Annotated in this window: 21 protein-coding genes; 6 read left to right on the top strand and 15 right to left on the bottom strand. The window is 45.0% G+C overall.

The genetic code is table 11. The features are described 5' to 3' along the window. Positions 1 to 39 precede the first annotated feature (39 nt). Both AC58QG_RS26150 and AC58QG_RS26145 read right to left on the bottom strand, forming a co-directional pair. Positions 40 to 720, bottom strand: a complete 681-nt coding sequence (locus AC58QG_RS26150) for a PspA/IM30 family protein (protein ID WP_497365033.1) — start codon at positions 718 to 720, stop codon at positions 40 to 42. Between the two features lie 92 nt (positions 721 to 812). Continuing rightward, the gene (locus AC58QG_RS26145; protein ID WP_497365032.1) at positions 813 to 3,173 is read right to left on the bottom strand and encodes an endonuclease MutS2; all 2,361 of its coding nucleotides are present in this window, start codon (positions 3,171 to 3,173) and stop codon (positions 813 to 815) included. A 239-nt stretch (positions 3,174 to 3,412) separates the two neighbouring features. On the opposite strand from AC58QG_RS26145, the gene AC58QG_RS26140 reads away from it, so the two are divergent. Next, positions 3,413 to 3,781, top strand: coding sequence for a phage holin family protein (locus tag AC58QG_RS26140; protein ID WP_497365031.1), 369 nt, complete (start codon positions 3,413 to 3,415; stop codon positions 3,779 to 3,781). A 174-nt stretch (positions 3,782 to 3,955) separates the two neighbouring features. After that, entirely contained in the window at positions 3,956 to 4,408 is a 453-nt protein-coding gene (locus AC58QG_RS26135; RefSeq protein ID WP_497365030.1) for a cupredoxin domain-containing protein, read from the top strand. Positions 4,409 to 4,876: 468 nt separating this feature from the next. Here AC58QG_RS26135 and AC58QG_RS26130 read toward each other — a convergent pair whose 3' ends face one another. The 4 genes from AC58QG_RS26130 to pheS all read right to left on the bottom strand — a co-directional run bounded on the left by AC58QG_RS26130 (position 4,877) and on the right by pheS (position 11,580). Continuing rightward, positions 4,877 to 5,431 (bottom strand): CvpA family protein, encoded by a 555-nt coding sequence (locus AC58QG_RS26130; protein WP_497365029.1) that lies wholly within the window; start codon positions 5,429 to 5,431, stop codon positions 4,877 to 4,879. Between the two features lie 6 nt (positions 5,432 to 5,437). After that, complete coding sequence (gene zapA, locus AC58QG_RS26125; RefSeq protein ID WP_497365028.1) at positions 5,438 to 7,933, bottom strand: cell division protein ZapA; 2,496 nt, start codon at positions 7,931 to 7,933, stop codon at positions 5,438 to 5,440. A 94-nt stretch (positions 7,934 to 8,027) separates the two neighbouring features. After that, positions 8,028 to 10,520, bottom strand: coding sequence for a phenylalanine--tRNA ligase subunit beta (pheT, locus tag AC58QG_RS26120; RefSeq protein WP_497365027.1), 2,493 nt, complete (start codon positions 10,518 to 10,520; stop codon positions 8,028 to 8,030). Between the two features lie 25 nt (positions 10,521 to 10,545). Continuing rightward, positions 10,546 to 11,580, bottom strand: coding sequence for a phenylalanine--tRNA ligase subunit alpha (gene pheS, locus AC58QG_RS26115; protein ID WP_497365026.1), 1,035 nt, complete (start codon positions 11,578 to 11,580; stop codon positions 10,546 to 10,548). A 531-nt stretch (positions 11,581 to 12,111) separates the two neighbouring features. Between pheS and AC58QG_RS26110 the strand changes: the two genes are divergently transcribed. Both AC58QG_RS26110 and AC58QG_RS26105 read left to right on the top strand, forming a co-directional pair. Beyond that, on the top strand, positions 12,112 to 12,540 hold the full coding sequence (locus AC58QG_RS26110) for a MarR family winged helix-turn-helix transcriptional regulator (RefSeq protein WP_497365025.1): 429 nt from the start codon (positions 12,112 to 12,114) through the stop codon (positions 12,538 to 12,540). Positions 12,541 to 12,569: 29 nt separating this feature from the next. Beyond that, positions 12,570 to 14,225: an MDR family MFS transporter gene (locus tag AC58QG_RS26105; protein ID WP_497365024.1), complete on the top strand. Its 1,656-nt coding sequence runs from the start codon at positions 12,570 to 12,572 to the stop codon at positions 14,223 to 14,225. A 60-nt stretch (positions 14,226 to 14,285) separates the two neighbouring features. Here AC58QG_RS26105 and lepB read toward each other — a convergent pair whose 3' ends face one another. After that, positions 14,286 to 14,828 carry a signal peptidase I gene (lepB, locus tag AC58QG_RS26100; protein ID WP_497365023.1) on the bottom strand — a complete coding sequence of 181 codons (543 nt, stop codon included), beginning with the start codon at positions 14,826 to 14,828 and terminating at the stop codon, positions 14,286 to 14,288. A 121-nt stretch (positions 14,829 to 14,949) separates the two neighbouring features. On the opposite strand from lepB, the gene AC58QG_RS26095 reads away from it, so the two are divergent. Together AC58QG_RS26095 and glsA are read left to right on the top strand one after the other, a co-directional pair. Continuing rightward, a complete protein-coding gene (locus tag AC58QG_RS26095; protein WP_497365022.1) occupies positions 14,950 to 15,870 on the top strand; it encodes an aldo/keto reductase in 921 nt (306 codons plus the stop codon). Between the two features lie 24 nt (positions 15,871 to 15,894). Continuing rightward, positions 15,895 to 16,848, top strand: coding sequence for a glutaminase A (gene glsA, locus AC58QG_RS26090; RefSeq protein WP_497365021.1), 954 nt, complete (start codon positions 15,895 to 15,897; stop codon positions 16,846 to 16,848). A gap of 88 nt (positions 16,849 to 16,936) precedes the next feature. Here the strand turns inward: glsA and AC58QG_RS26085 are convergent, their stop codons facing one another. The 8 genes from AC58QG_RS26085 to AC58QG_RS26050 all read right to left on the bottom strand — a co-directional run bounded on the left by AC58QG_RS26085 (position 16,937) and on the right by AC58QG_RS26050 (position 22,999). Beyond that, the gene (locus AC58QG_RS26085; protein WP_497365020.1) at positions 16,937 to 17,122 is read right to left on the bottom strand and encodes a hypothetical protein; all 186 of its coding nucleotides are present in this window, start codon (positions 17,120 to 17,122) and stop codon (positions 16,937 to 16,939) included. Between the two features lie 42 nt (positions 17,123 to 17,164). After that, positions 17,165 to 18,820, bottom strand: coding sequence for a copper resistance CopC/CopD family protein (locus tag AC58QG_RS26080; RefSeq protein WP_497365019.1), 1,656 nt, complete (start codon positions 18,818 to 18,820; stop codon positions 17,165 to 17,167). Positions 18,821 to 18,830: 10 nt separating this feature from the next. Next, complete coding sequence (locus AC58QG_RS26075; RefSeq protein ID WP_497365018.1) at positions 18,831 to 19,235, bottom strand: DUF2203 domain-containing protein; 405 nt, start codon at positions 19,233 to 19,235, stop codon at positions 18,831 to 18,833. A gap of 52 nt (positions 19,236 to 19,287) precedes the next feature. Beyond that, positions 19,288 to 19,776: a nickel-responsive transcriptional regulator NikR gene (nikR, locus tag AC58QG_RS26070; protein WP_497365017.1), complete on the bottom strand. Its 489-nt coding sequence runs from the start codon at positions 19,774 to 19,776 to the stop codon at positions 19,288 to 19,290. A gap of 148 nt (positions 19,777 to 19,924) precedes the next feature. Beyond that, the gene (locus tag AC58QG_RS26065) at positions 19,925 to 21,688 is read right to left on the bottom strand and encodes a response regulator (protein WP_497365016.1); all 1,764 of its coding nucleotides are present in this window, start codon (positions 21,686 to 21,688) and stop codon (positions 19,925 to 19,927) included. Between the two features lie 59 nt (positions 21,689 to 21,747). Beyond that, entirely contained in the window at positions 21,748 to 22,122 is a 375-nt protein-coding gene (locus AC58QG_RS26060) for a response regulator (protein WP_497365015.1), read from the bottom strand. Positions 22,123 to 22,212: 90 nt separating this feature from the next. Continuing rightward, positions 22,213 to 22,596, bottom strand: coding sequence for a gamma-glutamylcyclotransferase family protein (locus tag AC58QG_RS26055; RefSeq protein WP_497365014.1), 384 nt, complete (start codon positions 22,594 to 22,596; stop codon positions 22,213 to 22,215). 115 nt (positions 22,597 to 22,711) lie between these two features. Further along, positions 22,712 to 22,999, bottom strand: a complete 288-nt coding sequence (locus AC58QG_RS26050; protein WP_028556449.1) for a CD3324 family protein — start codon at positions 22,997 to 22,999, stop codon at positions 22,712 to 22,714. Positions 23,000 to 23,030: the final 31 nt, after the last annotated feature.

The raw sequence follows: 23,030 nt of genomic DNA, 5'->3' as shown, positions 1-23,030 counted from the left end.
AGTATGACTCAGTCTCTCGCAGGTACACCTAGTATAACATTAGGATTGTTTTTTTTCAGCAAGCTTTGCTCGCATAGCTGCCAGTTCATCATCGATTCCACTGCTGCTTGCGCCTAAACTATCCAACTCATCATCTAAGCTGCGGTTTTTCGCACGAATCTCTCCGCTAGCTTGTGCTTCAGCTTCCATTTGAAGAACTTTCTCGCTCATGCGATCAAATCCTTTAGCCGCGTTGTCAGTACCAAAACCAGACATCGCTTGGTTGATTTGTTTTTGTGCTTTCGCTGTTTCAGCGCGAGCAATTAACAAATCCTTTTTGTTTTTCATTTTCGTGAACTCGTCTTTCATCTCCGTCAATTGTGCACGAAGCTGGTCCGCATTGGTTTTGGCAAGGTCATATTGACGTTTCAATTCATCATAACGAGCAGTGTGCTCTTTCTTATCTTCCAGTGCGCGGCGGGCTAGATCTTCATTCCCTGCTTCAAGGGCCTTCATAGCCTGCTCTGTACGTTTAGTAACCATTTCTTCGGACTCTTCAAACTGCAATTTGAATTTCTTTTCGATCGCAATTTGCTTCGCTACTGCAGCTTCTGCTTCCATGATATCTTCTTCCATATCGCGCAAAAACTGATTTAACATTTTGACAGGATCTTCTGCCTTATCCAATAAATCATTAACTGAAGCCATAGTCATATCACGAAGTCTTTTGAAAATTCCCATCTAAAATTCCTCCTAAGGTTTAATACTCTTCTATACCTATTTCATACGCAGTACCGAAGAATGAGTTTCAAAAAGGATGTAAATTTATAAAGTTATTTCAATTCGACTACTGTAACCCCGGCTCCACCTTCATTGTAATTACCCATCCGATAGCTTTTCACGTGCTTATGGCGACGCAAATAATCCTGCATCCCCGTCCGTAGCACACCTGTACCTTTGCCATGGATTAAATACACTTGCCCGAAATTACTCAAGAAGGACTCATCCAAGAAGCGATCTGCCTCGATCAAAGCTTCCTCCATGTTCATGCCGCGCATATCCAATTCCATTTTCAAATTATCATCACGAGTACGCTTCAGCGTAGTTGCCGTTTTTTGTGGTTGTTTTGACTGAGGCGCATTGCCTGTTTTCTCTAGATTAGATAGCTGCACCTTCATTTTCATAATACCCAGCTGGACATTAGCTTCGGTTGTTCCTACAAGCTCAACGACGTGACCCTTTTGTCCTAACGAAATGACTCTCACTTCATCCCCTGCTTCAATTCGCTCAGGTCGCTTCTTCAAGGCACGGACTTGCTTACTGCGCAGCTCAGGCGTCGCTTGATCTAATCGACGTTTGGCCTCAACTAGCTTGTGGTCCTTGACCCCTCCGGCTTCTTCCAGTGCCATGCGCCGTAGATCCGCAATCACTTCATCGGCTTCGCGGCGAGCTTTGATGACAGCCTCGCGTGCATCGCGTTCTGCTTTTTCTAGCAGCTTATCACGCTGCTCATCGAATTTGAGCTGCTGAGCCTCCAGTGATTTACGCATCGCTTCAGCTTCTCTACGCAACTCTTCTGCAGCATGACGCTCGGATTCAGCGATCAGGCGATTCTCCTCGAGCGAAGCAATCATCGACTCTACCCGCTGATCCTCCTCACCTACTTGAGTGCGAGCATGCTCAATAATACGACGAGACAATCCAAGTCGCTCAGCAATCGCGAACGCGTTACTCCGCCCTGGCACGCCAACTAACAAACGATAAGTCGGACTAAGTGTTTGGATATCAAACTCCATACTCGCGTTAATCGTTCCTTGCTTTTGGTAGGCGTATGCCTTCAACTCTGAATAATGCGTCGTTGCGATGATTCGGCAGCCTATTTGATGAATATAATCCAAAATCGAAATTGCCAAGGCAGAACCTTCAGCAGGATCCGTACCCGCACCTAGCTCATCCAGCAATACTAAGCTTTTCGGCGTCATATCACGCAAAATGCTTATAATATTCGTCATATGGCTTGAGAATGTACTTAAGTTTTGCTCAATACTTTGCTCATCACCAATATCCGCATATATCGCATCGAAGACACACAGTTGCGTGCCTTCCTCGGCTGGAACAAACAGTCCTGACATCGCCATCAGACTCAAAAGTCCTACCGTTTTAAGAGAAACCGTCTTACCTCCTGTGTTAGGGCCCGTGACAATAATTTGCGAGAAGTCATTACCCAACTCCAAGTCCAGAGGCACTACAGCGTCGGCTGCAATGAGCGGATGTCTTCCTTTTTTAATTTTAATAAAGCCGCGGTCATTCAATCTTGGCATGGTAGCCTTTAATTCTCTGGCTAAGCCTGCTTTGGCAAACGTAAAATCAAGCTCCGCCAGTTGATCAACATCCAATACAAGAACTTCCACTTGTTCGGCTACCAGCTCAGTCAACGCTCGCAAAATTTTCTCGATCTCAGCTTCTTCTTTGAATTTGAGTTCGCGAATTTTATTATTTAACTGCACGATGGCATCTGGTTCAATATAAAGCGTCGCCCCCGAGGCAGACTGATCATGAATCATACCACCAAAGCTGGAACGATACTCCGATTTCACTGGAATAACAAAACGGTCATTTCGAATCGTAATGAGCACATCCTGCAACATCTTCTGAACAGAAGAATTACGTATCATCTGCTCCAATCGTTCACGAACTCTTCCTTCACCCGTTCGAAGCTCACTTCGAACACGCCCGAGTTCAGGGCTTGCTCCATCAACAACAACTGCGTTCTCATCGATACAGCTATTGATTTTATCTTCTAATTGTTTGTTTTCGGTCAACAATTCCACTTGCGACTTTAGCATCGGAATCGCATATTCCTCATGTGCAGAAAGCACAAATCGCTTCAATCTACGTGATCCAAACATTGTAGTTGAAATTTCTAGTAGCTCTGTTGGATTAAGCATCCCGCCAATTCTAGCTCTATGCAGAGGTGCCCGAATGTCTCGGATTCCGCCAAAAGGTGCATTTCCTTTTAAGCGCTCTACATTAACTGCCTCGTCCGTTGCTTGTAAACGAAGCTTAACAAGCTCAAAATCCCCTTTAGGCTCGAGCTTCTCCGCGGCATCCTTACCCAGCGAAGTGGACGCATGATGAGCTACTTTATGTAAAATTTTCTGATATTCTAATGTTTTTATTATTTTCGGATTCAATGTTCCAACCTCTTTTCTCTAACCTATATTATAAACCAAATGGAACCTGATTAGCTACGGAGACAATGATTATATGGAAGATACTGCCCACCATAAATATCGCAAATTTGGATACACTAAGTTGTGCATCTAATCCTCTGCCAAAGGAATTGCAAATCGTCACAATCAAAGCATTCTGCTCAAAAAATCGCTTCTTGTCAATGGTCTTAGGCCATGACAGAAAGAAGGAGGTTCACGACATGCATCTTCTTGGACATCTGGTAAGGTTTATTGTTTCAGCTTTGGTTTTAATGTTTGTAAGCTGGTTAGTCCCAGGATTTAAAGTCGGTGGTTTTTGGAGTGCTTTTTTCTTAGCACTTGTCATCGCTATCGCGGCTTGGATCATCGAGGGAGTCTTTGGTAAACAAATCACCCCATTTGGCAGAGGTATCGTAGGTTTTATAGTGAGCGCATTAGTCATTTGGGCCGCTCAATTTGTTGTGACCAATGTGTCTACGAGCATGATAGGTGCCATTTTAGCTGCTTTAGTCATTGGGATCATCGACCTATTCATTCCAGTGAAAACCCCTTTCGAACAAGGGATCACAGGTAGAGAAGATCGTCGATAAACTTGTCAGTTTCCATAACTGATAGCTAAGGTAAAGCCCAAAAAAAGATCGGCCTGCAGCGTTCTCACTCGCCGGGCCGATCTTTTATTTGTGGTTTCACCAGTTTGTCACTGTAATTTGGAAATAGGTCGTGTACAATAATGAGGAAATCATTATGTATACGGAGGGGTACGCATGAAAAAACTTACAATTCTTTTGATGGGAATAGCAGTAATCATCGCCATCACAGCATGTGGAAACAAAGACTCCAAAACAACAGAAGCAACAACCACACCAGCTGCATCTGCACAAACTACCACAAAGCCAGCAGCAACCACACAATCTACTACAACACCAGCTGCTTCTGCCACAGCTTCAACCAGTGGACAACAAGTCGTATTAAAAGCTACAAATTTCCAGTTTGACAAGACTGAATATCGCGTCAAAAAAGGGGAATCTGTAACAATAACGCTCGATAATTCCCAAGGTATTCACGGGGCAGCCATTAAAGAGTTTAACATTAATCTCAACAATGGTAATAAAACCGTTACCTTTACACCAGATAAAGCAGGTTCATTTCCGATTAACTGCTCTATCATGTGCGGATCTGGCCATGCGTCTATGAAAACAACACTTATCGTTGAATAATCTATAGCTCTTGTTGGACAAGCCTTATCACGACTATCGTGATGAGGCTTTTTGTATATTCAGTTTGCTATTGCTTTCAAACTACTTGAAAATATCGCAAAAAGGTGTTTCCATGTAAAGGAAAATTTGTTTATTTAGGTGAAGAGTACTTCGGAGTTTTGTATTTTCTGAGATATCTACATTTATTAGCTCAATTCACATTACCAATTACAGCAAATACTAAATTAACTTTTACTTACCACTCAAGTGAAAAATCTCACACCATGGAAATTGACATCTGTGGTTTTGGACTAAAAAATCTAGCTGAAAGAGATGTGTCGGCAGAATTTGTAGATACTTCAGAAAATAGTTTTTGCGATATATAGCCCCTCCGCCATTCATCCATCCACCCTTCCTCCCCCGCTGTATTAAGCTATTTCCAGCCAAAATAAATAGAAACTACCGCTTTTTTTCAAAAGGCAGTAGTTTCTATAGGGATATTCCTTGTTTCCACAGGTCATGAAGTTTTCCAGCTACCTGCGGCAGCTCGTTAATCAAATAAGGTGCGATGGATGAGCTTGCTAAAAGCTTTTGGGGGCCATCAGAAGGAATGATGGTCATGACATTCACTGCAATCACGATGATAAGCAGAGCTTCTGCTAGCCCCAGTAATGCGCCGCTCCAACGGTTGATTGCGTTGAGTCCCGGCGTTTTAGCAAGAATATTCAACGCTCTACCAATGATCACAAGCGCGAGTTTAACACTGAAAAATAGTAACGCAAAGGCAATAGCATTTAAGATATATACATCTAAATTAAGGCCTTTAACGATAAATTCATATTTTTCATAATTTTGATAAGTTGGCAATGAAATTGCGCTTTTGAGTAATGGTGCTAGATCTTTATAAAAGTAAAAGGCAACAAGGTAGGCAAGGATCATACCCGAAATGGAAACGATTTGAGCGATAAATCCTCTAAAGTAGCCAATTAGCAGTCCCAAGGCAACAACCGACATTAAGACGTAATCTAGTGTGTTCAGTGTCACTTAGTGCTACCCGACCGGGCTATCCGCTTCAACAAGCTCTATCCATTCGTTGTATTCGATTTGCAGCTTAGCATATTCCTCACGCAATTTCCTATACTCTTCTTTAATAGCTAGCAGTTCTTCTTGCTGTGCTTCGTCATTCATACTCATCTGGAGAAGATCTTCTTTCTCCTGTTGAACTTGAGCCAGAATACGCTCTTTCTCTTCTTCAAATTGCTGTGTGCGTGTATTTCGCTCAGCCTGCATCTGTGCAAGCAATTCTTCTATTTTCCCTTGATAATGCTGAATAATTGTTGCTTTTTGCTCTTCGAGCTGTTGTTTAAAGGCTGTTTGTTGTTCTTGCAAGTGACCTTCTAGATCCCCTTTTTCCGCTTCATAACGTCGAAGCTTCTCCTCTTCTTCTTCCTGATAAAGCAACGCCAGTGAATCTATATCCTCTTGATGCGTGCTAGCTGCAACCTCGAGATCGGCTTGATGCTTCTGCTTAACGGCATGAATCTCAGCGTTGTGTCCACGTACGATAGCCGCAATTTCATCATGATGTTTCTTTGTGTTAGTGACTAATTCATTTCGGTGAAGCTCAGAGAGCGATTCCAATTCTGTTTGATGTTTCTCTGAAAAAGAGTTCAACTCGTTTTGGTGCTTTTCTGAAATGGTATTCAGTTCGAGTTGGTGGTTCTTTTTGATTGAATCTATTTCACTGTGATGACTTTCAGTCAATGAGGCAATCTCGAAATGGTGCTCATCTGTTTGATTTGCTAATTCATTTTGAAGTTTATCTGCGATTGCAGTCATCTCTGTTTGGTATTCCTCTGAAATCGTTTCAATTTCACTTAAATGACTATCTGAGATAGCTACTAATTCAGCTTGATGTTCTTCTGTTAAAAGAGCGATTGCAACTTGTTGTTCTTCTGTCAAGATCTCAATTGCTACTTGTTGTTCCTCCGCCAAAAGGGCTATCGCAAGCTGTTGTTCCTCCGCCATAAGGGCAATAGCTGCTTGATGCTCGTCTGTTAGGTTCACAATAGCTGCTTGATGCTCTTGTTTCAGGGAGGTTAGCTGCGATTGATGCTCACGAGCCATGGACGCTTGTGCTTCTTGGTGCTGTTTGGTTATGGATTCGATTTGCGCTTGGTACTGCTGGTGGATACCGTCTATATCTGAACCGCTTTGCATGGACAGTAAGGCCAGCGCTTCTTGATGCTGTAGCTCTACACTTTCTTTGTCCTGTAGATGCAATTGGATAAGTGATTGTTTCTCTTCTTGCAACTGGTGTTGCAGACTTTCATTTTCTTGGCGATGCGTGTCCGCAATAGCAGACAATTCTACCTTGTGCTGTTCAGCCAACTTCAAAAGCTGTTGTGATTTCTGTTGCTGAACTTGCGCAAGCTGCTGTTTGCTTTGTTGATGCTGTTGTCTCTCTTGCTCAAGCTGTTTTTTGCTTTGTTCATGCTGTTGTTTTTCCTGGTCCAGCTGTTGTTTGCTTTGTTGGTGCTGTTGCTTTTCCTGGTCTAGCTGCTGTTTACTTTGTTGCAGTTGTTGTTGTATATCTTGCTCTAACTGCTCTTTAACCTGTAGGCTTTGGCTTTTCTCTTGTTCAAGCTGCTGTTTTACTTGTAGGCTTTGGCTTTTCTCTTGCTCGAGCTGCTGTTTCACTTGTAAGCTTTGGCTTTTCTCTTGTTCAAGCTGCTGTTTCACTTGTAAGCTTTGGCTTTTCTCTTGTTCAAGCTGCTGTTTTACCTGTAGGATTTGGCTTTTCTCTTGTTCAAGCTGCTGTTTTACTTGTAGGCTTTGGCTTTTCTCTTGTTCAAGCTGCTGTTTTACTTGTAGGCTTTGGCTTTTCTCTTGTTCCAGTTGCTGTTTTACTTGTAGGCTTTGGCGCTTCTCTTGGTCGAGCTGTTGCTTGAATTGATCTATTTGTTTATTAACTTGATCTTGTTGTTGTTTAGCTTGATCGATCTGTTGTTTGGCTTGAACCTGCTGTTGTTTAACTTGTTCGAGTTGCTGCTTGGCTTGCTCTAACTCTTGCTTCCCTAGCTCATGCTTTTGTTTCATTTGCAGCATTTGCTGATTCGATTGTTCTTGTTCCTGTTTTACTTTTAGTATTTCTTGCTTCTGTTGTTTTTCTTGTTCTGTAATTTGTTGCAACTTCCCGTTCTGTTCAGCGAGAAGTGCTTGATTCTTATCATCTTCTTTTTTAAGTTCATCAAACCGCGATGTAAGCCTCTCATAGGCGATTTTCGTCGCTTCTTGCTCTCTCTGCACTTTGCTAAGCTCTTCCAGGATTTCATTCATTCTGAAGCATTCGTCCGCCATGTTTACTGCGGCCAAAACAGCGATTCGCTGCGAATCCAAACGAGGATAACCTTTGGCAATCCGAAACATTTGGTCATTAACATATTCAGCCACACGCTTCATATGATTCGTGCTTGTATCTGCTTTGAGCTTATATTGGTGTCCATATATATCAACAGTAATTCTTGTTTTATCTTCAATAGTCAATTTAAAATCCTCCCTTAAGATGAAAGGCTGGCCCTATCGAGAATAATTTCGATAAGACCAGCCTATATTCCTGCAACCTATAAGGAAAGTTACACTATTTTCTTAACTCTGCCTCAAATTGTTGTTCAAGCTTTGCCACAACTTTGGCGTGGAGTTCAGTCACTTCTTCATCCAGCAATGTTCTGTCCGCATGACGGTACACAAGTGCGATTGCTACGCTTTTGCGATTAGCTCCAAGACGCTCTCCAGTATAGATATCAAATACCTGAATGGATTCCAACAATTCCCCTGCAACTTCGGAAATCGCTTGCTCTATAAGCCCAACTGGGACGCTTGTATTCACCACAACTGCAATATCGCGCCCGATAGACGGATAGCGCGGTAACAGCTTATAGACAATCTCGTCGCCAGCAGCTTCCAAGATCGGAGACAGTTCTACTTCTAGCACATACGTATCGTCTAGATCACGCTGTTGTTGCGCAGTCGGATGCAGTTGGCCTACGCGACCAATTACCTTCGGACCTTCAGCGGAAGCAAGTAAGATTTCAGCTGTACGACCTGGATGGAAGCCCTCTGGTGCAGCTGATGTATAGGTAAGACCCTTGATTCCTAGGTATTGCACTAAACGATCGAAAATCCCTTTGATATCATAGAAATCAACAGCTTCTGATTTCTGAGCCCAATGTGCTTGACGGCGTTTACCTGTCAGTACGATGGACAGAAGCATTTTTTCTTGCGGCAAAGTTGTAAGCGACGCTTCGTCTGTAATGAATGCTTTGCCAATTTCGAAAATGGCAACGTCATCCATTGTACGATTGCGATTATAGCTAACGACATCGAGCAAATGCGGCAGCAAGCTAGTGCGCAGCTGACTGCGGTCTTCGCTCATTGGCATCGCAAGTGAGATCGGCTTCGCTGTCGGGTAAAGACCAGGAATTGCATCAACTTGGGATTGGTGATTCACTTCTGTACCTGCGTTACCGTGGGTACGCGGGTTTGTGAAGGAATACGTAATCACTTCATTCAATCCGCTTTGCGTTAAGATATTCCGTGTAATGCGGCGGATGGATTGCTCCTTGGACAATGACCCTGGTGTTGTAACGCCGGTCATCAAGGTTGTCGGGATGTTATCGTATCCGAAGAGACGTGCCACTTCTTCGATCAAATCGACATCACGTGTAATGTCCCCGCGGCGGCTCGGCACATGCACGAGCAGTTTGCCTTCGCCAGCTTGCTCGAAAGTGAAATGCAAGCGCGAAAGGATTTGCCCCATCTCGGTCAAGGAAAGCGCTGTGCCGAGATAGTTGTTCACGCGGTCAGCTGCAAGCTCGATGCTGACCGACTTGTGCGTTCCGCTAGCGGCTTCTACGATGCCGTCAGCGACTTTACCGCCTGCGTATTGCGCAATCAGCGCAGCAGCACGGTTCAGTGCCGGAATCACCGATTCCGGGTTCACTTCTTTCTCGAAGCGAAGGCTCGCTTCTGAGCGTAAACCCAGCTGGCGCGACGTGCGGCGCACGGAGCTGCCAGCGAACTTCGCGGATTCAAGCAGGATCCGCGAAGTTCCATTAGTCACTTCGGAGTTGGCGCCGCCCATAACTCCAGCGATCGCAACAGGCTTGGTGCCGTCCGTGACAAGCAGCATGTGCGGTTCAAGGGTACGTTCCACATCGTCAAGTGTTACGAGCTTCTCGCCAGCTTTTGCGAGTCGTACGTCGATGTGTCCGTTGTTCAGCTGCTCCACGTCGAAAGCATGAAGCGGCTGGCCATACTCCAACATCACGAAGTTCGTGATGTCGACAATGTTGTTGATGGGGCGGATCCCGGCAGCCATCAAGCGGTTCTGAATCCACAGCGGAGAAGTGCCCACGCGCACGCCTTCAATCAAGCGAGCCGCGTAGTGCGTGCACTGCTCAGTCGCTGTGATTTTCACGCTAATGCGATCCGCAGCCTTCACACCAGCAGCTCCTGCTGCTTGCAGCGCAGCTTCCGCATCAGGCAGCTTCACTTCGCGGCCAAGGATCGCCGCGATTTCGTAAGCCGCTCCGAGCATGCTCAAGCAATCGGAGCGGTTCGGTGTCAAGTCAAGCTCCATAACTTTGTCGCTGATTGCCAATACATCAAGAATTGAGCTTCCGATTTGCGTATCCTCAGGCAAGACCAAGATGCCTTCTTGAATTTCTTTTGGAAGCAGCTTGTCGTTAAGCCCTAGCTCTTTCGCGGAACAGATCATGCCTTGTGATTCCACGCCGCGAAGCTTCGCGCGTTTGATTTCTAGTCCGCCTGGTAGGACGGCACCGATCATAGCGACAGGAACCTTTTGTCCAGCATCTATGTTTTTAGCGCCACACACGATTTGCAAATCTTCGCCTTGCCCTGCATCAATTACACAAACGCTTAGTTTATCCGCATCTGGATGCTTCTCGCGTGATTTAACGAATCCGACAACAACATTCGATACACCTTTATTACGATCCTCAACAATATCCACTTCGATCCCGCTGCGGGTTAATTTTTCAGCTAATTCCTCGGCCGTGAAGCCTGTTACGTCAACATATTCTGATAACCATTGATAAGAAACGTTCATGCTTATACCCTCCTTTTCCTATTGCTTACACATGTAAAAATTGCTTTAAGAAACGTAAATCATTCGTATAGAAATGGCGAATATCTTCGATGCCATATTTCAACATAGCGATACGTTCAACACCCATACCAAATGCGAAGCCCGTATATTCTTTCGGATCATAGCCGCCCATCTCAAGAACGCGTGGATGTACCATACCTGCTCCGAGGATTTCCAACCAACCTGTTTGCTTACATGTACGGCAGCCCTCGCCGCCACACATCGCACAGCTCACATCGACCTCAACGCTCGGCTCTGTGAACGGGAAAAAGCTTGGACGCATGCGTATTTTCGTCGTAGGGCCATACATTTCTTGTACGAATTGCAGCAATGTCCCTTTGAGATCACTCATCCGCACGTTGCGGTCAATGACCAGACCTTCAATTTGTTGAAACATGTGGGAGTGAGTCGCATCATCGTCATCGCGGCGGTATACTTTGCCTGGGCAAATGATTTTGATCGGAACCTCACCTTTACGCTTCTCCATTGTTCTTACTTGAACAGGGGATGTTTGCGTGCGCATCAAAATTTCTTCTGTAACATAGAACGAATCCTGCATATCACGAGCAGGGTGATCCTTAGGCAGGTTCAATGCTTCGAAGTTGTAATAGTCTTGCTCAACCTCTGGACCCTCCGCAACGGTGTAGCCCATCCCGATGAAAATATCTTCAATCTCTTGAATGACTTTGCTCAACGGATGAACAGCACCTTGGTGTGAAGGACGTCCTGGCAACGTAACGTCGATCATTTCCGCACGAAGTCTGTTTTCAGTTTCTTGTTTCGTATAGGCTGCTTGTTTTTCTTCGATAACAGCTTCAATCGCTGCACGAACATCATTCGCCACTTGGCCGATGACTGGTCTTTCCTCAGCGCTTAACGCGCCCATGCCGCGAAGAACCTCCGTTAACGGCCCTTTTTTGCCTAAATATTTAACTCTTAAATCGTTCAGCTCTTGCTGACTTCCAACACCGCTAAGCTCCTGCAGCGCTTCCTGCTTCAAAGCTTCTAACCGCTCTTTCATTGAAATCCCTCCTGAATTAGGCCTCTGAATCACCTTTTATGAAAACACAAAAAAGACTTTCCGCTCCCTCGCAAGGGACGAAAAGCCGTGGTACCACCCTAATTAGATTCGTCCATGTCCAGTTGACAAATAAACGAGTCTCACTTCATTCCAGATAACGGACGATGTGTCCGGTTCCCTCTATTGAGAAGCTGCTTAAAGCCTCTGTTCAAAGGACTGCTCGGGAGCGAACTTCCACAGCCTGATTCTCGGGGCCAGCTCTCAATCATTGGCTTTCCCTCCCTGTCAAGAAGCACTGCGTACTCTTCTCCGTCAAAGCATTTCCACGTATATGTATCAGTTATTATATGCAAGATACAAAGGATATGCAAGTACATACATCCTTTGTTTCTGAAAATTTTCAGAAATATCCTATTGACTTCATACATCGACAGGTCTATATTTTACTTAAATAGTTTAAAGGTTATTTGATTTAATTATTATATTGTTTAATTATTAGACAATTCTAACAATTTGCAAGGAGGATATGACATGGAAGATGAATTGATTAACTATACCAATCGCTTCCGCTCAACATTTGAACTGGCTCATCGCAAAATATCTCAAAGGGTCCTCTCAGAGTTGAATTCGGAGTTAACGGCTCCCCAATTATTCATGTTAGCGATGATCTCTAAGGAACAGACACCGAAACAATCTCATCTTGCAGATAAATTAGGCGTTAAACCAAGTGCGATCACGGTGATGATTGATCGACTTGTTCAAAGCGGGCATGTGATACGTAAACATCATGAGACGGATCGTCGAATCGTTCTAGTCGAGAACACTGCTGAAGGGACTGCTGTCCTCGCTCAGGCTAATGAAGTCCAGAAGAAAGTGATTGCAAGTGGATTGTCACAGCTTCCTTCGGATGAACTGCATATTTTCGTAAGTGCATTCGAAAAATTTACTTCATCTTATTAATCTTATTACAACAAAGGAGTGAAATACACATGGAAAATATTCAAAAAGCAGCACCCAAGGACGTCTTGGAAGCTGCAGCACCTGAGCTCAAAAATCGTGGGCTCTTGCTCACTGGTTTGATCATCGCCATGCTTTTCGGAGCCTTGGACGGTACGATCGTTGGTACTGCAATGCCACGTATCGTTGGGGAATTCGGTGGACTCGGTTTGATGACCTGGTTAACGACAGCTTACATGCTGACATCAACCGTTATCGTACCTATCGCGGGTAAATTGGCCGACTTAATAGGCCGCCGCGTCATCTATGTAACAGGACTCATTATCTTTATCGTTGCTTCAGCGCTTTGTGGTATGTCTCAGAATATGACGGAACTTATCTTGTTCCGTGGTCTGCAAGGTCTTGGCGGTGGTATCATGATGCCAATGGCTATGATTATTATCGGGGATTTATTTACAGGTAAACAGCGTGCCAAATGGCAAGGGGTTTTCGGAGCAATCTTCGGTTTATCCTCTGTTATCGGCCCGCAAGTTGGTGGCTGGATCGTAGATGCGTGGGACTGGCGTTGGGTGTTCTACATCAACCTACCCGTTGGTATTCTCGCTGTTATTTTGATCGCGATTGCTTTACCGAAGCATACATCTGTTGGAAAAGTTAAATTCGATATTCCCGGCATTATTACCATGATCGTCGGTGTTGTGAGCTTACTTCTAGCCCTTACATTCGGGGGAAAAGATTATCCATGGGGCTCTTGGCAAATCATTGGTCTATTCGTATTAGCTGTTGTTTCTTTAGTTTCCTTCGTATTCATTGAAAGCAAAGCACAAGAACCTATCCTTCCGGTGCGATTGTTTAAAAATAGAACGTTCTCCACGATTAACGGCGTAGGCTTCTTGATGGCAGTGGGTATGTTCGGAGCCATTATGTTCGTGCCCCTCTTCATGCAAGGCATCGTTGGTATTAGTGCATCGGCTTCTGGTACTGTCATGACTCCGCTCATGATTACGATGATTATTGCCAGCGTGATCTCGGGGCAATTCATTGCCAAAATTGGTGTTCGTAAGCAAATGCTGATCGGTATGATCGTGATGGCCGTCGGCTTCTTATTCCTAAGTTCAATGGGCATCTCAACAACCAAGTTGATCGCTTCCAGCTACATGATTCTTCTAGGCTTAGGAATGGGTCTTGTCATGCCAATTCTTACACTTGCTCTGCAAGAAAGCTTCCCGAAATCAGAGCTTGGCGTTGTAACGTCTTCCAGCCAATTCTTCCGTCAAATTGGTGGTACTTTCGGGATGACGATTCTCGGAGCTATCATGAATCACAAATCAACCGTCCTGTTAGAGCAAGATCTTGAGCCTGTCGTGAAACAGCTTCCCGCGGAAGCAAGTGAACTAGCGAATTCAATGACCGATATGATTCATACGAATCCGCAGGCCCTGTACTCTTCTCTACTTGTTCCTGAATCTTTGGCCAAAATGCCTAAAGAATTCGTAGAGCACATGTTGCCAGTGCTGAAAAATGCACTAGTAACGTCACTTCACCAAGTATTTATTTACGGCTTGGTCTTCGTGCTTCTGGGCGCGATTCTTACGCTATTCGTAGGGAACATTAAGCTTTCCGACCGTAAGAAGAAAAATGAAGGCGACGGTGAAGATGAGAAACAAGTTACACCTCATCTTGCTTAAATCATGAGAAAAAGCTCCCTTCCTCAAAATGAGGTTGGGAGCTTCTTTCATTTACATTGTTCAATCAATTGTCCCTATTTGACTCAGTGGGAAAATTCGAAATACGGCTTTACCGATAATATCTTTTTCAGCTACAAAAGGTGTGGATGGCCACAAATGGGAATCATAGCTGTCGTTACGGTTATCCCCAAGGAAGAAATACTTCCCTTCAGGCACAGTAACCTGATGATACGTGTATGTCATTGGTTCTTGGATATAAGGCTCGTCTACTTTGGTTCCATTTCGGTACAACGCGCCGTCTTTGATTTCTATTGTATCGCCAGGCAATCCAATCAGACGCTTCACATAGCGGTCCTCATTTCCCTCAATAGGCGGCCAAAACACAACGATATCACCGAACTCAAAGTCGGTTAATGGCTTCATTTTCTCAACAATAAGCTCGTCTTGTAATTGAATTGTCGGCAACATGGAGCCTGTTGGAACTGTCATCGCCTGCGCAACATACGTATTAACAACAAGTGCGATGATGATAGCAAACGCTATAGTAGGCACCCATTCTTTCAATAGGCTTAGCACATACTTTTTGACCAAAAGTACCAACATCCTCTCGTTATTATTCATTCCCTCTTTACACCATAGCCCATTTATGGAAAGCTTACATTAAGATTAAATAAAATGTTGTTGTATAATGAATTTGGATACCTTACTAAGGAGAGTGCACGACATGAAATATCGTAGACTTGGCAAAACAGACTTGAAAGTTTCCATCGTTGGTGTTGGTACTTGGCAATTTGGCGGTGAGTGGGGATTAACCTATACACAAGCAGAAGCAGACGCGATTCTAGATCAAGCCGCTGAGCTTGGCATCAACCTGATCGATACGGCAGAGTGCTATGGCGATCACCTGTCTGAGTCGTTTATCGGTAATTATTTATCCCGCCGCGATCGCGATAAGTGGGTTGTCGCAACGAAATTCGGCCATCATTTCCATGATTTATTTACTCGGACCGATGAGTTTAGTGCCGAATCTGTCGTCAAGCAGCTTGATGCGTCACTACAGGCTTTACATACGGATTATATTGACTTATACCAATTCCATTCCGGTCCTGATGCCTTGTTCGATAATGATGATCTCTGGACAACGCTCGATAAACAAGTGCAGGCTGGCAAAATTCGTCACTTAGGCACGTCAATCGGCAGCAATGCCAATATTCATCAGACTGCTAATTCAGGCAAAGCGAATTCGAAAGCGATTCAAGTCGTTTATAACCGCTTGGATCGTGCGCCGGAAGATCAGGTATTCCAATCTTGTATCGATCAAGACCTTGGTGTACTCGCGCGTGTACCGCTGGCTAGCGGCTATTTAAGCGGAAAGTATAAACCAGGCGCCGTATTCAGTAACACGGACGTTCGCCATCGCCACGATGCCGACAGCGTAAGACAAAAGCTAGAAGAAGTTCAGCGCATACAGCAAAATGAAGTGCCTGAGGGCATGGACATGGCTAAATGGGCATTGGCTTGGTGTTTGAAGCATAATGCTGTCACTTCCGTTATTCCAGGCTGTAAGAACCCTGAGCAAGTGATTGCGAATGCAGCGGCAACGGAGCTTATCAGCGATAATCACCCGCAAGCTTGGAAAGCCTAGAGAAGAGGAAGGACTGACTTCGCCATGTCTCACCAACAACACGATGAAACCTGGATGAAGCTTCATGCTCATATCGACGAATGGGTTGCTGTTAGCAAAACACATACTTCGGAAGGTCATGTTGCTTCCTATATCCCTGAACTAGCGAATGCTTCCGGGGATATTCTCGGTATTTGCATAATGGATAGTGACGGGCAGACCATCACATCAGGGGATTCTGACTTTCGCTTCACCCTGCAGAGTATTTCCAAAGTTTTTTCACTGATTCTAGCCCTCATGGACAATGGCGAAGACGTTGTCTTCTCAAAGGTAGGAATGGAGCCAACTGGTGATGACTTCAACTCCATGCTGAAGCTCGAGCTAATCGAGCCAGGCATTCCATTCAACCCGCTAATCAATGCAGGAGCTATTGCGATCTCCTCTTTAATTGCGGGGAATAGCACGGATGAGCAGGTCGATCGTATCGTTCATTTCTTTAGGGAAATTGCCGATAATCCTACGCTTACCATCAATCAAAACGTGTTCAAGTCCGAATCCGATACGGCCCATCGGAATCGTTCCTTAGCCTATTTCCTGAAGGATAATGGTGTCTTAGATGAAGAAGTAGACGATGTGCTTCGTGTCTATTTCAGTCACTGCTCCGTCGAAGTGAACTGCACGGATCTAGCCAGAATGGCCCTCGTTCTCGCCCATAACGGCGTGGATCCGATCCGCAAGCAACGTCTCATCCCGCGGCGCTTCGTGCAAATCGCCAAGACCTTTATGTTTACCTGTGGGATGTACAATGCCTCTGGCGAATTTGCGATGAATGTCGGTCTGCCTGCGAAGAGCGGCGTGTCCGGCAGCATCCTGACGATGGTGCCGGGACAATACGGCATTGGCCTCGTCGGACCAGCTTTAAACCGCAAGGGGAACAGCACAGCTGGTGTGCACCTTCTCGGCATTCTCTCTCAGGAGTTCGACTGGAGCTTATTCTAGATCAACACGGCCTAGCTATTGAAAAAAAAAAACCTTCCCTTTGACTTCTTTCCGTCAGGGGAAGGTTCTTTCCATATATCCGGTACCTTTATTGCATCGATTGCTTGACTCGTTGGAGCGCTTCAATCAACTCATCCACTTCATGCTCATTCAGCCGAATCGTCACATAGTTGGGTGAAATACCGCCATCATTGATTTCAATTAGCGCGGAATCATCTTTATTATCGAGTTTGACTGACAGATAGTCCTTATCTAACATTTGAACCCAAGCCATCGTCGTGTTCCTCCCCGTTATATGAATCTGACTTCTTTAGCCTCAATACACAATGAAGTCTTTGCTATACACAGTCTCATTATCTTCTGTATCCATGACGCGCATCTCTAGCTCCCAATTGCCTCTAAATGGCAGATACGGCCCTTCCGATTTGTAGCTAAATTTAGCAAAACCGTACGACTCCTCTTCCTTCGTATCCTTATAGAGCGTTAACGGAATAGAAATCGGTGCGATCTCCTTGTCATCCTTATTATGCAAAATCAAGAGCACCTGCTTCGGTTGGCCTGATTTCTCTGGCAGCCATACTTTTGCGACGAAAGCGTTATTACCAGGGACTTTAGGCGTGATGTCCACCGAAACATGGACCTTCTCCCCCATCTGATGCCACTGAAGCGGCTCATTAGCTGGGATCGGCGCCATATACGTAAGTAGTCCGACAAGGACAACAATGACGACCATGAGTGACAGATCTAGCTTAACCCAAACGATGGATTGATTCACTTGCTTTCTGCGAAGGAAAAGGCGAATCACGAATCCAATTAGTGCAACAAGCACCACCACGCCTATTTTCACAAGCAATAGAATTCCCCAAGTCGTATACGTCAAGTATCGTAAACTCGGTAAAAATAACAGGACAGATAAGACCCCTGAAACAGTTAACACAAGGATCGAGATCAGTGCGAATTTTGAAAATTTCTGCATATAACTGCCGAGATCCATCTTGTTATGACGCCATTTCGCATACAGCAGAATTAATCCGCCTACCCAACAAGCTGCAGCGATGAGATGAATAAAGTCGAGCCCAATCGTCGCCCACAGTGGAGAGAAGGAGGCAGCGTGGCCGCTAAAGCTTTTGACAGCTAATAGAGCTACAGCCCAACCCACATCAACCCAAGCCAACCTCCCTAGCAAAACAAAGCCTAAGAAGGATAACACGAGAAGCAGTACCCACGAAATCCCGATATTCGTTGCGCTTAGCAGCTGCCATATTTCATCGACACCACCGCCACCCAACAAATCCTCGATATGCGTGAAAATCAGCAGCAATAGTGCAACTATATGTGCGCGTTGGAGATTGAGCGTCCAGGCGGAAACGAATTTCTGTGCTTCATCGCCCTGCGGTCGCATCAATCGCAACCAGAATGCCCATCCGGTCAAGGCTAACAGCATCAAGAACCATAAGCCCCGTGAGGCGTATTGCAGTAATCCTTTTGTCGTTAGTGGCCCAGAGCTGTGTTCGTGCCCCGTATGGGCGGTTGGCACATCGAGTACGTCCTCTTGAGGCGGATTCCCGACCGTGATCGGATAGCTTCCACCTACCGGATGACCGTCTGCTGAGATCACGTGATAACTAATTAAGTACACGCCTTCCCCCAGCTTCGGCACATCCAGCTTAATGCCCATCTGATCCTTATTCATCACCGCTTTGCGATTGGTTATCTCTGTTCCACTATGATCATAAACCTTGATATAAAAGAGTCCGCTATCTAATTGTTCATTGAACGTAACGGAAATTTGCGTCGGTGAGCTTTCCAGCTTCGCTCCCGCCTCTGGCGTCGCTTCGACTAGTGAGGCATGCGCAGAGACTGATTGCGGCGCTATGACAGTACTCAGCAGCATCATCGCCATTACAGCAAACAAGACGACTGGCAGTCGCAGGAACCACATCTTGGTTCGTTGATTGAATAATCCCGTCATCAGTATCCCTCTAATCCGCTATTGGTCTACGGCCAGCAAAACCATCTTGCTCCCCGTGATAATAACGAATCTGATCCTCTCCTTGCTTCCAACACAGCAACACTTCTTGTCCATTCATCACCGCTGGAAAATCGACAAGTCCTGTATCGATATCCTTCAGCTCAATGCCTGTCTTCTGAAAGCTTTGAATAAGTCCACGCGCTTCAATTTGCAGAAACTCCAGAGCGGCTTCCATGACAAAAAACGGATCCTTTTCCGTGCTTGGCTTCTCCGCGTATTCATTCTTCTTATGGCGTAGTTCCATATATTTGTCCTCAAACTCACTCTTCAAGGCTTGCATTTTCTTTAGTTCCTGATCAACAAAGGGTAATAAACCGTTGGCCTCTTCCAAAGAGAACCATTTCTTCTCAGACATAACGCACCTCCATGTCCTTTATTTTAGCAAAAATACGGAAGAACTACGAATTCTACTCATGCGTATGAGGCTTTTCCTGAACGTGATGATGATGCCCGTGGCTATGACCATGGCTCTGACTATGCTCGTCTACATGTGTAACAGACAGTTCCGCGTAGCCAACCCCTTTTAACACCTGAATCCGCTGCTGCAGTTCTCTTAGCTTCTGCACTTCACCGCGTACGACGAGTATTTCCAAGCATTGCTGATGGTTTAAATGGATATGCATCGTTGAGATGATGGCATGGTGATAATCGTGCTGAAGCTCCATTAACGTAATTGGCAGATCTCTAATCTCGTGGTCATACACCATGACAATCGTTCCCGCAACCATTTCCTCTGGCTGCATACTACTCGAGGTTAAAAGCGCCTTGCGCGCAAGATCTCGAATGGCCTCCGAGCGATTATCATACCCTTGTAAGGCAATCAACCGGTCGAATTGCTCGATTAAAGATTGCGGCATCGAAATTCCAAAACGTACCAGATTGTCTTTCTCCGACATTCATCTTGCTCCTTCGTATGTAACTTTATCTTTCATTCTACTGTATCAGAAAGTGCTGAAGTCGCAAACCTCCATCACAATGATTGAATCACTTACAACCTTATTATTGTCAAAATAGCAAAAAGGAGAGGCCGTCTGCCCCTCCTACTTAGTTAAGTTTCATCAGTTGTTTGACGCGGTTTTCCAGCTCTACGAGCGAGAACGGCTTCGTCATATAATCGTCAGCACCCATTTGAAGTCCCTTCGCTACATCCGATTCTTTCTTTTTCCCCGAAAGCATCAAGACCTTCATATCCTTGGAGTGTGCGTTAGCATCTGTCTTGATCTTCTCCAGCAGCGTAAATCCATCAAGACCAGGCAAGACGCCATCCAAAATACAAGCATCAAAGGCTTGATAAACTAGTAGTTGCCAAGCTTGTTCACCATCTGAAACTTGCGTAATCACAATCGGCAAGTGCTCCAATTGGGAAGTCAGAATCGCTCTTAGAATCGGATCATCATCCACAATTAAGAGCTTCTTCTTCTGCAGCTGTGCATGCGCATGTGCGACAAGCTTCGTAAATTGCGCTCCCTCATCCTCTAAGTCAGCGAGTACTATGCGATTTTTACCCTGCTGCTTCGCTTGATACATCGCGTCGTCGGCCTTAGCAACCCACTCGGCAATTGTCATCCCCACCTGCCATTCGGCTACGCCAGCTGAAAACGTGATAGAGAACGATTGACCGTCGTTTTTTGCTACAGCTTTCACACGGACTTTATCTAGAATATCCTGCATAATGGATCGGGCCTGATCCACGGTCGTATTCGGCAGCGCAATAACGAATTCTTCTCCGCCAAAACGTGCCAACAAGTCCGTTGATCGCAAATTCACCTGCATTAAGTGCGCCAAGCCTTGGAGTACCAAATCCCCTACGTGATGCCCGTACGTATCGTTGACGCTTTTAAAACTATCAATATCAATGAATACAAGCGATATTGGCGCTGGATAGCGTTCAATACGCTGCAGCTCTAACCCAATCTGCAGATCGAAATATCGACGATTAAACACTCCTGTCAAAGGGTCGCGGAACGCCAACTGTTCGAAATTCCGAGTCCGCTTGAGTAGACCATAGATGCGTGCCGCCAATTCCTCATATTGGAAGGGCTTGGTCACATAATCGTCCGCCCCCAAATGGAAACAACGAACTTTATCGGATACATCGTCACGTCCTGATAGAACAATAAGCGGCAACCATTTGAGTGTTGGATCTTCCTTTAGAAACTCAAATAGCTCATAACCCGACTGCGGATGCATCATAAGATCTAACGTAACGAGGTCATACGTATGCTCTCGTAGCAGCTTTTTAGCCGACTCTACATCAGCAGCTTCATCAACAACACAATCATCGAGTTGCAATCGTCTTGTCAAATAGGAGCGAAGCACATCGTCATCATCAACTAATAAAATACGACTTTTTAGCGTTCGAAGCATAGAGCCTGCAACAGGATCTTGCTCCTCATCCATCTGAATTTCCGTTAAGCCGATGTCCAGTTCCATTTTCAATTGAAGCAATAATCCGACCGATCGTTCTATGCTTTCATAAACAGGGCTCGTCGATAAAAGTAACTCATCGTCCTGCTTCTCTATGGCTAGTGTCCATTCCCAGTTCCGCACTAATTCTTCTGCCAGTTTGCCTATTCTCACATAACCAAATACAGGCGCACTACCTTTGAGTGTGTGTGCAATCCGATAGCACTGCTGCAAATCCTCTAGGATTGGCTCAAGCTGAACCGCTGTCAGCAAGGACTGAAGCTGCTGAAGCTGCTTATCATATTCACGAATAAAAAGTTTTCTTCCTTGCTTGAGGATTCTTGCCTCTCGATCCGATTCTGCCCCAGAATCTTTGGATCTCTCTATGTTTCTATGGCTCATAACAGACAATCACCCTTTATAAGCTTAATTAATCTGACCCCAGCGCTTGCTTGTTCAACCTACCGTTGTAACAGCTGCCCTATCGTGTCTAATAATTGAAGTGGACTGAAAGGCTTTACAATGTACGTAGTGACACCGGCTGCCTTCGCTTTCTCTTTATCTTTCTCCAAGGCTTTGGCTGTCAAAAGAATAACCGGCAAGTCCTTATTCACATTATCACTTTGTCTCAACCATGAGCAGACCTCTACGCCCGTACGTTCCGGCATCATGTAATCCAGAATAATTAAATCGTAAGCTTCCTTGCCCAGCTGATCGATCGCTTGTTGGCCATCCTCAACCTCTGTGATGACGTATCCCTCATCAGATAACGTTTCCGTCAGCAGAAAGCGAAGCGCCAATTCATCGTCGGCTAGCAATATTTTGTAAGCTGACATATTCTCTCTCCTCGAGTCTATAAATTAGTACTAATTATAGCATCATATCTGAGGGCAAGATAGGAAAATGTCGGAAAAACTCGAAAGAAATCACACTTTCTTGTGGTGTAGATGGGCTTTCCAAGAGGAGCCAGGAATGGCTGGAAGTCCACGCGGACTTATATAGACATACACCCAACCTTCCCGCTCCCCGTTAACATCTTTTACCCAAATTCGCTCGTATTCATTATCTGGATGATCTGGACTATAGTACGTTTCCAAAATGTCCATGGCGGCTAGTCCCTCTTCTGTAACTTCAATCCATTCCCCTACAACCACATGGTTATCAGCTGTGTGAACTAACGCCGGATAAGAACCTACATCATATAAACGTCCGTTGATCGCCCCAGGTTGCACATCTAGTAAATACGGAGAGACAACAAAATGATTACTTTCACCCACCAGTAACGTTCCATACACGAATACAGCTATCATCTCTATTCCTCCTAATCGTCTACATGCTCTATAAAAATGATTTCGTCGTGGAAACCGCGGATTCCTACGGGAATAGGTATAAAAGAAAAAAGCAGCATCACGATGGATGCTGCTTCTATGCCTGATTGGCTGTTAATTCGCGTGTTTTAACAATAATTTTGCGGATGCTGTCTTCGGACAAATGAAACACCTTGATCAGCTCCAAAACCGTCGAACCCGTTTGGTACAAACGGAAAATCTCACGATTTCTCCGCTCAATAATGATGCGAGTTCCGTTATTTTCTCCCCAACCTGCACGTTTCTGCTCTTTCTTAGGGATATACACGATTTCGCCTTGGATATATTCTTGTAATTGTTTTAATAGGTTAGGGGGAAGAACATCTTTCCCGTTCTTATAACTCATGGATGAAAACCTCCTCAAATTGTGCAAAGCT

This window comes from Paenibacillus sp. J22P169, assembly GCF_059691995.1.
Note: the sequence above shows the minus strand (reverse complement) of the source record. Positions and strands in the feature narration are given on the sequence as shown.